This is a genomic window from Streptomyces sp. AC558_RSS880 (assembly GCF_019049255.1).
GTDB lineage: Bacteria > Actinomycetota > Actinomycetes > Streptomycetales > Streptomycetaceae > Streptomyces.
On sequence record NZ_JAGMUJ010000034.1, the window covers coordinates 1 to 12,234 of the forward strand.

The 12,234-nt window shown below is 70.1% G+C and carries 10 protein-coding genes and 1 CRISPR repeat array (1 of these 11 only partly in view); of the genes, 2 read left to right on the forward strand and 8 right to left on the reverse strand.

The features are described from left to right. The first annotated feature begins 595 nt into the window (after positions 1-595). Complete coding sequence (locus tag KUM38_RS15980) at positions 596-775, forward strand: hypothetical protein (protein WP_217130044.1); 180 nt, start codon at positions 596-598, stop codon at positions 773-775. Between the two features lie 48 nt (positions 776-823). Beyond that, entirely contained in the window at positions 824-1,042 is a 219-nt protein-coding gene (locus KUM38_RS41850) for a transposase family protein (protein ID WP_254397260.1), read from the forward strand. Between the two features lie 740 nt (positions 1,043-1,782). Here KUM38_RS41850 and cas6 read toward each other — a convergent pair. The 8 genes from cas6 to KUM38_RS16025 are packed head-to-tail and all read right to left on the reverse strand — an operon-like array spanning position 1,783 to position 11,052. Then, positions 1,783-2,532: a CRISPR system precrRNA processing endoribonuclease RAMP protein Cas6 gene (gene cas6 / locus KUM38_RS15990; RefSeq protein ID WP_217130045.1), complete on the reverse strand. Its 750-nt coding sequence runs from the start codon at positions 2,530-2,532 to the stop codon at positions 1,783-1,785. A gap of 58 nt (positions 2,533-2,590) precedes the next feature. Continuing rightward, the gene (locus KUM38_RS15995) at positions 2,591-3,733 is read right to left on the reverse strand and encodes a hypothetical protein (protein WP_217130046.1); all 1,143 of its coding nucleotides are present in this window, start codon (positions 3,731-3,733) and stop codon (positions 2,591-2,593) included. 29 nt (positions 3,734-3,762) lie between these two features. After that, positions 3,763-4,206 (reverse strand): hypothetical protein, encoded by a 444-nt coding sequence (locus KUM38_RS16000; RefSeq protein WP_217130047.1) that lies wholly within the window; start codon positions 4,204-4,206, stop codon positions 3,763-3,765. After that, positions 4,203-5,585, reverse strand: a complete 1,383-nt coding sequence (locus KUM38_RS16005; protein WP_217130048.1) for an RAMP superfamily CRISPR-associated protein — start codon at positions 5,583-5,585, stop codon at positions 4,203-4,205. Before KUM38_RS16005 ends, KUM38_RS16000 begins: the two co-directional genes overlap by 4 nt. Beyond that, positions 5,582-6,940 (reverse strand): type III-B CRISPR module-associated Cmr3 family protein, encoded by a 1,359-nt coding sequence (locus KUM38_RS16010; RefSeq protein ID WP_217130049.1) that lies wholly within the window; start codon positions 6,938-6,940, stop codon positions 5,582-5,584. Before KUM38_RS16010 ends, KUM38_RS16005 begins: the two co-directional genes overlap by 4 nt. Then, positions 6,933-7,505: an RAMP superfamily CRISPR-associated protein gene (locus KUM38_RS16015; RefSeq protein ID WP_217130050.1), complete on the reverse strand. Its 573-nt coding sequence runs from the start codon at positions 7,503-7,505 to the stop codon at positions 6,933-6,935. The genes KUM38_RS16010 and KUM38_RS16015 overlap by 8 nt, the downstream gene beginning before the upstream one ends. Further along, a complete protein-coding gene (locus tag KUM38_RS16020; RefSeq protein ID WP_217130051.1) occupies positions 7,496-8,968 on the reverse strand; it encodes a hypothetical protein in 1,473 nt (490 codons plus the stop codon). The genes KUM38_RS16015 and KUM38_RS16020 overlap by 10 nt, the downstream gene beginning before the upstream one ends. Next, positions 8,965-11,052 carry a TIGR03986 family CRISPR-associated RAMP protein gene (locus KUM38_RS16025; RefSeq protein WP_217130052.1) on the reverse strand — a complete coding sequence of 696 codons (2,088 nt, stop codon included), beginning with the start codon at positions 11,050-11,052 and terminating at the stop codon, positions 8,965-8,967. Before KUM38_RS16025 ends, KUM38_RS16020 begins: the two co-directional genes overlap by 4 nt. Positions 11,053-11,654: 602 nt before the next feature. Next, a CRISPR array of direct repeats spans positions 11,655-12,234; the repeat unit is 23 nt; unit sequence GAACGCCCGCAGGGCATAGAAAC (it continues 36 nt past the right edge of the window).

A 12,234-nucleotide genomic window follows, 5' to 3' on the forward strand; every position in this document is an offset into this window, starting at 1 on the left:
CGCCTCACCGGCGAGAGCACCATCTCCTGGCGCGACCCCGCAAAGCACCATCAACCACAGATTCCGGGATGAAACAACGGGAAAAAACGACCTCTAAGAGGCCGAAGCGGAGGCGTGCCGAGGGAATTATCTGCATCTGTCAAGTGCAACTGCTGGTCACAGGCCCATAGCCTGTGCAGGCATATCAGGCACGTTCCTCGCCGCCGGACGCGGGAGGGTCGGCATGATGGGGACCATGGACGAGGCACCCGAACTGATCGAGGACGAGGTGAACGACCTCGGGCAGGCGGGCGCGAAGCCCCAGGGGCCCGGAGCACCACCGGATGCGGGCAGACGGTCTGCACCGTCGTCGATCGGTACGAGGAGAAGACCGTGGGGCAGTTCAAGTCCGGTATCGCCGCCGCCAGCATCTCGGCGTCCGTAGAGGGGACGGAGGAGATCACCCAGACCGTGGTGGTCGCCGTCGACGTGGAGGACGAGGAGTATGTCCTCCCCTGCCTGTCCGCGTCCTTAACCTGGGCGCCCCTCCCATCTCGTGGGTCCCGCGGGCCCCGGGGAGGGGCGCCTCTCGCACTTCACCGTGAAGGAGGCAGCAGTGACTCACGTGTACGTCGGGCCGATGCTGTCGGCGTCCGAGCCCCTACTCGCCGCGCCGGGCCTGCGGGTGCTGTCGCCGGCGCACGGCGACCTGTTCGACACCGCGATCTGCGGCGGCGACACGGTGGTGCTCATCGACGCGGCGTACCACCAGGGCTCCGGCAAAGTCGTCTGGTAGCTCTGTGACGTGGGGTTTTGGGGGTGTGTGAGGTACAACGCCCTCGCCATGCCATCATCTCGCATCTGTGCACCTGCTCGCACGCCCGTCCCGGATCGTTTACTCCTTGTCGACCTGCTCCGTCGGGTACCCGATCCGCGCCGGCGGCGCGGGATCCGTCACCCTGTGGGTGCGTTGATCGCGGTTGCGGTGTGCGCGGTGATGGCCGGAGCACGGAGTTTCACGGCGATCGGGGAGTGGGCCCGGGAGTCGGAGCCGTGGCTGTGAAGCAGCTGGGCCTGGTGCGGGGCTCGGTGGACGAATCGACACTGCGGCGCCTGTCCGCGAGGCTGGACGCGGACCGCCTCGACGCGATCTTGGGGGCATGGGAGGCGACGAGGGCCGCGCCCCACTCAACGACCCAGAACCCAAACCGTTTCGGATCAATATGCCCTACGGGCGTTCGCTCCGGCGGAATGTGAACCAGTACAGCGGGCTGCTCCCGTTCGCCACGTTTCTATGCCCTGCGGGCGTTCGCTCCGGCGGAATACAAGGGCAAGAGCGGCAAGAAGTCGTCGGCGCCGAAGTTTTTATGCCCTACGGGCGTTCACTCCGACAGAATCCGCCACCCTCGCGACTTGGGCGTGGGTCACCTTCCTGGGCAGCTTCTATGCCCTGCGGGCGTTCGTTCCGACGGAATTTCGAGAAGCTGCACACTTGGTGCATCGAGGAGTTCGGGTTTCTATGCCCTGCGGGCGTTCGTTCCGACGGAATGCTTCCCGTCCGGCGGTGGCCGTGACCTGGAGAGATTGTGCCCGATGCGCGAGGGTGCGCGCCAGCGATCCGTCAGGGTGGTGACCTGCGTCACAGTCAACTGTGGCGGCGCGCTGACCTGCGGAAACGAGACGCGCGGGAACCGGCTTTGAGGGGCTTCTGGGCGCGGGCATGGTCACACGAGCACGAGTGGATCGGGGGCGAGGCAGGGGGTGACCGCGGCGGCGTAACGGTGCAGACGGGGCGCAGGTCGGTCATCGGTGCGCCGAGCGTTCGGGGGACGAGACGTCCACGCGGGTCCAGCCGAGGCCGTGGGTGGTCTGGGCGCCGACTCCCGCGAGTTCGGCGAAGTGGGAGAGGGCGGTGAAGACGCTCGAGGCGGCGGGGGTGTTCGGGCGGCGGGGGAGCGTGAAGGTCGCGTGGCCGCGGAAGCCGATGCGGTGGCCCTGACCGAGTTCCACGGCGGCGCTGGCGATGTCGTGGGCGCTGAGGGCGACGGACGCGAGGAGGTCGGTGAGTGTCTCGTCGGACACCGGGTGGCCGGTGGCGAAGGCGTTCCAGCGGCGGGCGAGGCTTCGGTAGACGAGTTCGGGGTCGGGGAGGGGGATCCAGCGGCCGCTGCGGGAGAAGTAGGTGACGGACAGGAAGTCCACCGCCGCCCGGTGGGAGGTGGGGAGCGAGAGCAACGCCGCGTAGGGGGCTCCTTCGCCTCGGACGTCCTCGACGGTGAAGTGCTGGGAGCCGAGGCGGACCTGTTCTCCGACGAGTTTCTCCAGCGGCGGCATGGTGCGGTCGTCGAGCCAGCCGAGGGTGAACGCCGCGCACCCGGGTGCGTCGGGTGCTTCGACGAGCGGGGTGACGGAGAAGGGCTTGACCTGTCCGTGGTGGTCGGCGCCGGCGCCTTCGAGGAGTTGGCAGGCCAGTCCGTGCAGGTGGGCCGGGAGTACGTGCTTGCGGCGCGTCGCCTGGTCTGGGCGCAGGAGGAGGTGCCAGCGCTGGGGCATCAGGGCTCCTGGGGGTGCTGGGCGACGTGCACACCGGACAGGGTGTTGTCGTCGCCGCTCACGAACGGACCCCTATCGGTGGCTTGTTGAGGAGTCGGGGGAGGTGGTGCACGACGCTGACGTCGGCGTGCCGCATGAGCCAGCCGACTGCCATGGCGATCGGCAGCGGCGGGTTCATGAACAACTGTCCCTCGACATGGTCCGCTCCGGACCGGGTCTTCCACGCGGCGCAGGCGTTGAGCCAGGTCTCGTAGATGTGGGTGGCCATCGCCTGGAAGACCTCGGGGGTGTCGGGGAGGTCTCCCCGGACCGTGTCGAGGACGACGTGGGCTCCGCAGGGCGGCCCACAGGCTTCGATGTCTTCGGGGTCGAAGACGTAGCCGGTATGGGTGTCGTTCGTGGGCCGGCGTACTCGGCCCGTCGCGGCGACGCTTTTGGCGTCGTCCAGCATGCTCGGCGCGTCGGCCACGCGGACGATGAGGGCCAGACGGTGCCGGTGCTCCGGGGGACAGCCGGGGTGTTCGACGATCCGCGGCGCGCTGCCGGGGGGTTCGGTGAGATAGGGCGTGATCGCGGCTCGTTGCGCGGGGTAGAGGGAGTTCCTGAGACGGTTGCTGAGAGTGACGCCCTCGACGACCGTCTCCTCGTCCGCGCGCGAGTAGTGCATGACGGACAGCGACTGGTGGGCGTCCGCGGCGAGGCGTCGGCCGAGGAGGAAGCCGTCACCGATGGGGGCGAGGGGGTAGAGGATCACCGCACCGTCGCCGCTGTTCGCCCGGTACTCCTCGGCGCGGGCGTCGATGAGGTTGGCCACCAGGTCGATGCGGGCCGCTGCGGGGAGGGCCTCGCCGTCGGGCCTCAGCACCTTCGGTTCGATGACCAGGGTGCTGCTGTGGTTCTTGTTCGATGCCGCGGCCATCGTCCTAAGACGGGTGTCCTGGAGGTTCTGCTGAGGGAACAGCCCGATGACGATGCCGACTCCGCGCTCACGCCGGAGGATCCAGCCGACGGTGACAACGGCAGTCATAGCGACGAAGAAGAGCAGGAAGACGACGACGTGGCCCCAGCCCGACTCCATCATCTTCTCGACGATGTTGGGTACGACGCCGAAGGCCGCGGCCGATCCCGCGAAGATCAGGATCGCGCCGAGCCCCTCGCGGCTCCTCACGAGCCTGACCAGCTGCACGTACCAGGGATGCATCAAGGTGTGTCGCCTTTCGGGTCCGTGCGTCAGGTCATGGCGCGGACGAACGTCGCCGGTGCGGGACCGACCAGTTCGAGCAGTTCGAAGGTGAGGGTCTCGGCGGCGGCCGGGAGAGGCCCGACACGGTCGTGACCGCTCGGCCACGGAACTCCGGGACGTACGTGCACCCGCACAGCGGACTCGTCCGTCTCCTGGGGCGCGCCCTGCGTGTGGAGTGCGGCGACCAGCGCCTGGGCGCCGTCGAAACGCAGGCGCAGGCAGCGGTCCTCGGCCCAGGCCCACAGGTGGGTGGCCAACGGTGGTCGGTCGTCCGGTAGCCCGGTGGCCGGAAGGATGTGGAAGCCGTCCAGGTCGGCCCATGCGCACGTGGTGCCGACCAGCAGGGCCCGGGCCCGGGGCCAGGGCATGCGGCCGTGGCGCTCGAGGCGGACCACGAGCGGCACGGCGGTGTGCCGGGGTTCGGTGCTCACGCCGGGACCTCCTCGGTGGTCGTCGCGTCGAGGTGGGCGCGCAGGGCTGCCACGGCCCGGCCGCGCTGTCCGTCGAGGAAGGCGGCGGTGTCGGGGTGGGGCGCGAGGGTGCCGTAGCCGCGGGTGGTGCCGCCGCCGACGCCCAGTCGTCCGTCGGCCAGGTCGCACAGGGCCAAGAGGAGGGCGGCCCGCGCGGTCTCCGGGATCTCGCCGTCGGTACGGATGGTGAGGGTGAGGTCGCCGTCCTCGACGGTCTCCTCGGTGAACAGGGCTTCGTCGCGTGCGCCGCCGAAGACGCGGTCGAGGGCGACGTGGTTGCGAGTGCGGATCCGGCCGCCGTGGAGAGGCGTGTCGGTGAAGAGCAGCCGGCCGCGCGCGCCGATGCTCCTTCGGCGTTCCTCGTCGGGGGTGTCGTCGTGAGCGCCGGACTTCTCGGTCCAGCCGAAGGCGACGCAGATGTCGCAGTCGCCGCAGAGGCCGGCTCCGCCGACCGAGACGCAGACGTCGGCGCCAACGGACCGGAGGACGAACTCGCAGCGGGCGCGCAGAACGCCCTTCCACATGGTGCCAGGGACGAGCGGGAGCCCGTCGGTGCCGCGGAGCACGGTGGCAACGCCGGTCCGGTTCGTACGCTCCAGGCGTTCCCCGGACCCGATGTGCAGGGCGTCGGCGACGCGGAAGCGCAAGGGATGGTCGAACAGAGGTGGGGCTGGCGTCGCGCCGCCGCGCTCGGCGTGGTCGTACACGACGGTGGCACGGTCGTCGACCAGATCCGGGCCACCGCTCAGCAACCAGGCGCTCACCCCTTCGGCGGTGCCGAGGTCGATGCCGCGGTGCAGGACCCGCAGCAACCGGGCGTGGCCGTATCCGGTGGTGCGGCCGCCTCCGATGTAGGGGCGCCACGTGGTCAGGCGGTCGATGAACGTGTCGACCACGGCGGACCGGACCATGTCGGTGTCGATGCGCAGCCACACCAGCAGCTTCGTCCCTGCGGGCAGGAGTTCGCGGCTGTGCAGGGTGTTCTCCTGGGCGGCGGCCCTGTGCCGGTCGACGGCGGTGCGCCGCCGGACGGTGCGCTCCACGACGGGCAGCTCCAGGCGGGTGCCGAGGACACGGACGGTGGAGGCGACGACCTTGGTGGCAGCGCCGTCCTCCGCCTGCTCCACGGTCCCGAAGAGCGTCTCGCGCTCGTCCTCGGGAGTGTGGTCGCGCAAGGAGCCGGCGAGTGAGGTTCCCGGCACGTACGGGTTGCCCCAGCCGTCGGTGGCGATGGGCAGGTCGGGGCGCAGGACGGAGCCGATGGTGAGGCTCTCCGGGGCAGTCACACCGCCGGGTGTGGTGAGTTCGAGTTCGGCGCGCAGCAGGTGGATGACGCTCATGACCGTCGGCTCGCCTCCCCGAGCCGGCGCAGCGCGTCCAGCCGCCGCAGGGTTCGGTCCAGGACGTCGACGGGGGCGGAGATCAGCATGCGCTCGATGTCGTCCTTCTGGTCCTGTGTCAGGTTCCGCAGCCGCGGGCGGCTGAGGATGTCGGTGCCCGCGCGGGCACCGGTCGCGTCGAGTTCCTCGAGGAACGGGCGGAGCTGGTCGCAGAACCACGCACTGTGTCCGGTCCGCTCCAGCAGTTCTGCGTAGGCCACGGCCGGGTCCGCCGACGCCTCGGGAGCCGCCGTCGCGACGGGTACGCTGGGCGGCGACCAGGCGCGCGTGTCCGCCGTGAGAGCGCCGAAACCCTCGTTGCGGCGCAGCCCGATGCCCCGCCGAGTGAGTGCGCGGAGCCGTTCCGGGGCGGGCGGCCGGTCGAAGGCCAGGAGGAGGACCGTGCCGGGGCCGACCGCGAGTTCGACGGGTTTGGGCAGGTTGGAGGCGGCGTGCCAGCCACCCACCCGCTCGCGCCGGGTCCACACGCGCTGCACCGCGGCGATCCGGGTGCCCAGCACCTCGGACAGTTCCTCGTCGAGTGCGTGCCGCAGCGCTTCCCGGTCGGCCGGATCGAGCGGGAGGCCGCTCGCGTCGGCGAGCACCGCCGGGCCGAGCAGCCGCAGCGCGACGGAGGTGCCGGTGTCCAGGGGCTGCGGCGCCACCGTACGGGCCGAGTAGGTGACGCCGCCGTGGGTGCCGCGGCGTCCGCCCAGCCGCAGGCCGCGCCGCTGCTGAAGCCAGGCTGCCGCGCCGGGCGGGAGGTCTGGCCCCGGCGTGATGCTCCCGTGGAACCGGCGTGGGACGCCGGCGGCGTCCCGGTGCGACAGGGCGCGGCGGGTGAACAGCTGGCCGTCCGCCGCCACTTGGGTTCCGTCGTCGATCTGCAGGTGCGTACTCTGCACGACCAGCCGGCGGCCGGACGCGCCGAAGAACTCGACCTCACCACGTCCCGCGGCAAGCGGACCGCCACAGGCATCGCAGGCCGCCGGCATCTCGTCGCCGGGGAACGCCGCGTCGACGTGGACGCCTTCGCATCCCTGGTACTTGCAGCGCAGCACGGACAGCGGCACGATCGCCGACCCGTCGGCGAAGAGCGACCCGAAGAGGGTGTCGCTCTCGAACAGGGCGATGAACTCCTCCCTCAGCTCGGGTGAGACCTTCGTCGGCAGCCCGTGGTCGCGGATCCAGGCCGCGGCGAGCGCACCGCGCAGGGCGGATCCGGGCACGTGCAGCTGTGTCTCCGTCGGCGCCGTGCCCGTCGGGCGGACGCCGAGGGCCAGGGGCTGGTGTGCGGTCAGGCGGACGTCAAGCACGGTGCTTCCTCCACTGCTCGGTGAGCGCGGTGAAGCGGGCGACCAGGGCCTCGTCGAGGTCGGGGTCGGCGGTGGCGCACTGCACCCAGCCCAGGCCGCGGCGCCGGTCGGCACCGACGGAGTGGATCCCGGCCGCGGCGCAGGCGAGCACGGTCAGGTGGTCGTCCTCGGACATCCCGGGCCCCGGGCTCTCGGGGAGCAGGCCGTGGCGGGTGACGGAGAACTCGGCGGTGCGAGCCCACACCTCCTCGCCGTACATGAGGTGGTGGCGGGTGGCTGCTCCGGTCTTCTCGTCGATGCGCACACGGGCACGTACGGCGATGGTCGGCTCCTCGGCGAAGACGGCGGACTCCCACGACCAGGCCGTGGGCTGCCTGGGGCTGCCGAAGACCGTCCTCACGAGGTCGGGCAGGTCAGGCACCAGGCGCTCGGCGGAACGGCGCATGACGCCCTTGAGGGTGGAGGCGGGCAGCAGGTTCTCCGGGTCGACCGTCGCGTCGATTCCCGGGCGCCCTTGACCGGTCGAGACACGGAACGGGCCGTGGAAGGTCATCGTCACGCGCATGGCCACCACCTCGCGAGGCCCAGTGCCGTACCCAGGCCGATGCCGGTCGGCGGTCCGTCGCCGGGAGTGCCGTCGGGGCTGCCGGCGGGTCTGTCGAGGGGAGGCAGGAAGGGTCTGACGGCGTCCATGTGCCGCCCCACGCGCTGGGCGATGGTCGCCGCTGTGACCCAGTCGCCCTGACGCATGGCTTCCGCGAGCGTGGACCGATGGCTGGCGGGTACGCCGGCGAGTCGCGAGAGAGCCGCCGCGGCCTCGGTCGGCTTGCCGTTGCGGCGCAGGTCGGAGAGGAGCAGCGGCTGGTGCCGGGGCGCTTCGGTGCCGTCGGCGGTGATGTCGAGCCACTGCACGGAGGCGGCCTGGCCCCGCACCGCGTTCTTGGCCTCCTTCAGACGCCGGCCTGCGGACTCCACGACGAGGTTGAAGGGGTGGCTCGCGTGGGCGAACACGACACCGGCGGAGGCGGTGATCGTGGGCACCGGCCTCTCGTCGCCGAGCACCTCGGCGACACCGTTGCGGACGAGTGCGCCGAACTCGTCGAGGAAGCCGAGGACGAAGTGCCAGGCCTGGTCCGCGGGGACACTCACCAGCACGTCGTCCCCGCCGACGACGTGCGGTACGACGCACACCTGGTCCAGCCGGTCGGTCAGCGGCAGCAGCAGCGTGGCGGTGGTCAACGCTTCCCGGGTGGCGTCGGAGACGGCCCGGGAAACGCGGGCCTTGGCCCGCGCCGAGACGGAGCTGTCTGAGGCCAGCGCCGTGAAGAACTGACCCAGGGCGTTGCCGTCGATGAAGACGGTGGCCAGGTGGTTGCCGCCCTTGGCCGGGCCGCTCAGCCTGGCCAGGGCGGTGAAGTCCTCCGGGGCGGTATGGGTGACCGGGAGGGAGCTCCTCAGCTGGCCCTCCGGACTGCGGTCGTCGGCGGCCGACGACCGGCGGGCCACGTTCCGCATCGAGCAGTCCGGGCACAGGAGCTTCGTCTCACCGGTGATCGGCTCCTCACCGATGGCCGGGTCGGTGTGGCACAGTTCGCAGGGCCGCGCCAGCGGGAACTCCGCGGTGGGCGGCAGGTCGTAGCGGACCTCACCGGCATCGAACCGCGGCTTGATCTCCCGAGCGTAAGCACTGAGATAGGACGCGCCGGTCCCCCACGCCGACTGGAACTCCGCCCCGGGCAGGGCCTTGCGCAGGTGCGCGAAGACACGGTCCTGCAGCTGACGGACCCGGACCTCAGGGTCCTCGCCCTCCGCCGGGGCGAAAACGAGACTCACCACCCCGTCGGCGTCACCGGCATCCTCGTTGATCTTCGCCAGCGTTCCGATCCGCCTGCCGACCGCCTCCGGTGAGGTGGCCCGGGCGAGGGCGTCACTGGCGGCACGGCGCCCGCGCAACTCGGGAGTGCGGGAGAGGTAGGACTGGATACGGACCGCGCCGAAGTCCACGAACACGTACGGCTGCGCGGTCACCCCCGGTCACCATCCTTCTCCTTCTGCACGATGACCTCCATACCCGGCTCCTGGTGCGCCGCCGCCGGCAACTGCCGGTACGGGAAGTTCGCGTCCTTGGCCCGGCCGCCCGACGTCTCCTTCCAGAAGGTGAAACTCGGCATGAGCACCTCTGGTTTGAAGGGGCGGCCGGTGGGCGGGATCCTGCCCGCCGGCGGATACCAGACCCGGTCGGCCGGCGACCAGTCCAGGCGCAGGACCTTGGTCAGCTCACGCTTCCAGACATCGCGCAGAGCCTTGTCCGCCGCCTTGCGGAAGGCGGCCACCGCGGACCGCGGATCCGGTACGGGAGCGTCCGCGCCGAGGTAGCGGCCGGCCGCGGTGTCCAGCTCGACACGGGTGATCTCGGTGGTGCAGGAACCGAAGCCCAGTGGCCGGCCGCCGCCGACGGCGAGGCCGTACTCGGGTCGCTCGCCCTGCTCGTCGTCGAAGGGGTGCAGGAGCAACCCCGGATTCAGCGCGCACAGCAGCCCGCCGAGTTCCGCCTCGTCGAGGTTCTCGAAGAAGACGCGCGCGGTGAAGCGCGAACCCGCGGCGACGGCCTGGCCCTTGGAAAGCATCTGGTTGTCCGGCCCGTACAGATCGTGGAAGACCTCCGGGTTTCCCGAGCGGGCACGGAAATACGGCCGCTCACCTGACACCGATGTCAGCCAGTAGTGCTTACGGCCGCGCAACTGACGCGTGCCCGCCCCGTCGGCCCTGGGATCGGGACAGCCCCACTCCCTCAGCGGGTCTCCCTGCTGCTCGGTGACGGTCTTGTTCTCCAGGCCGTCGTTCCGCTTCAGGTAGAACTGCCCGGCACCCGGCTTCGGTGATCCCATCGGCGGCAGCCAGTGCTCCGCCAGCGCCGGTACGGAGCCGCTGGGCACCGCGTCACCGAACCGTACATGGCCCCGGTAGGCACGCTGCCGTGCTCCACCGCGACCGTCCTCGCCCTCGGCGTCCACCGACCCGAACAGACGGCAGCTCGGGCACAGTCGCTGCGGGTCACTGCAGGCCAGCGCCTCGGGAGGGACACGGTCGCGGGCCTTCGCCGTACCGCCGGCGTGCCGCCAGATCGCGGACAGCGCGATCTTCTTCAGCACGACCGTGTCGCCAGACCGCTCCGCGTCCACCCACACGACCTGTCCCTCGTAGAGCTCCCGTCGGGCCGGATCGCGGTAACCCAGCAGCCGCTCACCCCGATCGTTGGGGTGCAGCACCGGCAACTGAGCTTCCCGGCCCTTCGCGGTGGTCGGCTTCCTGCGGAACTCCCTCATGTCGTTGGTCCCGTCGACCGCGTCCAGGTAGCTCTGCCAGACCTTGTCGGACAGCTCCACCTTCAGCGAGTCGGGCTGCAGCTTGCCGGAGGCGCAGTAGTAGCGGCCCCTCAGCTTGCGGGGGCCCTGCCCGTCGGAGTTCTTGCGGACCTCGCGCCGCGTGCGGGCATCGGTCACGAGCAGGACGGACTCGTCCCCCGCCTTCACATCCGCAGGCTCTTTGATCAGCCGACGCTTCATCTCGGCCTCGGGCTTGCCGATCACCGTGACCCGCGCGCCCGAGTACAGGCCTGCGGGCCCGCCCAACACCTTGTGCAGGGCGACCGATTCGATCCATACAGCTTCGTCGCACAGCCGCACGACCGCCGGCGCGCCGCGTTCGTCGACCTTCTCGACGAACGCCAGGCGCATCCTCGGGTCCTGCTGCTTGACCTGATCGCGGTAACCGGGCCGGAAGTCCCCGTCGAAGACCCTGAGACAGCCGCCCGCCATCGTCTCGTGCAGCGAGCGGACCGCTCCGGCCAGCGCGGACCCCGGCAAATACGGAACCGGCTCCCCGAAACCCGGCACGCGGCGCGTGGGGAAGACGCCCTCCTGCTCGTCGCCGTACACGTTCCGCAGCAGCAACGGGCCGCGCGCCGTGAACTCCACCGTGAGCACCCCGCCCAACCGCCCCAGCCCCAGCCGGTCGTGCCCCGCCGGAGCCGCACGCCAGCCGACGGGCCGCTCCTTGGGGACCTGCACGAACGTGTACGGATTGACGAACTCGTCAGCGGTCACGTGCATGCTGCTCCCCCAACAGCCGCCGGTCTGGACAGGCGTGTCACGGGGTACTCACGTGACACGCGAAGACCATTAACGTCATGACACAGCGTCAGCGCAAGCCGAACTCCACGATCCCTTCAAACGGATGAAACCTCCGCAGTCACCACCCGGCAAGATCAACGCGGCTGCACGACCTCAAGATCCCGAGGTCAGCGCCCGACTCCCACGGGGTGACCATGTTCGCCCCCCTCCAGCGGATCACCAACAATGCCGTACCCCTTCTCCACACGCGCCATGTGACGGCTTGCCTCACAGCAGGCGCACGGACGACGCTGAGTGACGTGAATCGCCCTCCGGCACACCCGTGAGTGACGAGTCTCCGGCGATCCACTGCAGCGTGTGGATCGTGTGACGCACATGCCCACACCCCGCCGCCCAGGGGCGTTACCGCCCCCGCTCAGAGGGCTCTCAAGGCCGGTTCTCGCGCGACGCGTTGCTGCAGGTCAGCACACCACTCCAGTGAGCTGTGATGCAGGTCACCCCTCTGACGAGCCGCTGGCGCGCACCCTCGCGCATCGGGCACAATCTCCCCAGGTCACGGCCACCGTCGGACGGGAAGCATCCCGTCGGAACGAACGCCCGCAGGGCATAGAAACCCATTCCCTTTCGGATGACTCGAACGAGTTCCCTTACGATTCCGTCGGAACGAACGCCCGCAGGGCATAGAAACGCGTTCAGGGCGTCGACCCACGGGTTGACCCAGGACATTCCGTCGGAACGAACGCCCGCAGGGCATAGAAACGGAACACTCGCCGGTGGGAAGGTTCAGCTCAGGCTTGATTCCGTCGGAGTGAACGCCCGCAGGGCATAGAAACCTCCGGAAGCTGTCCCACTCCATCAGAATCGTCTCTATTCCGTCGGAGTGAACGCCCGCAGGGCATAGAAACCCTTGAGGCGGTGCATCTCCCAACGATTGTCCTCGCATTCCTCGGGAATGAACGCCCGCAGGGCCTAGAAACGAGGCCGGCCACGGCGATCAAGCAGAAGGACCCGTATTCCGCCAGAATGAACGCCCGTAGGGCATGGAAACGATGCGATCTGCACTCGCTTCTGCTGACCGCTAGATTCCGTCGGAGCGAACGCCCGTAGGGCATAGAAACGGAGGCAACTTGGCGACGGCGATGTACGTGCAGTGCATGCCGG

Bases quoted from the DNA above. Each gene is read 5' to 3' on its own strand.
- KUM38_RS15995 (WP_217130046.1), bottom strand. From the start codon at position 3,733: ATGCATCCCTGGTACGTGCAGCTGGTCAGGCTCGTGAGGAGCCGCGAG.
- KUM38_RS16015 (WP_217130050.1), bottom strand. From the start codon at position 7,505: ATGCGCGTGACGATGACCTTCCACGGCCCGTTCCGTGTCTCGACCGGT.
- KUM38_RS41850 (WP_254397260.1), top strand. From the start codon at position 824: ATGCCATCATCTCGCATCTGTGCACCTGCTCGCACGCCCGTCCCGGAT.
- cas6 (WP_217130045.1), bottom strand. From the start codon at position 2,532: ATGCCCCAGCGCTGGCACCTCCTCCTGCGCCCAGACCAGGCGACGCGC.
- KUM38_RS16025 (WP_217130052.1), bottom strand. From the start codon at position 11,052: ATGCACGTGACCGCTGACGAGTTCGTCAATCCGTACACGTTCGTGCAG.
- KUM38_RS16005 (WP_217130048.1), bottom strand. From the start codon at position 5,585: ATGAGCGTCATCCACCTGCTGCGCGCCGAACTCGAACTCACCACACCC.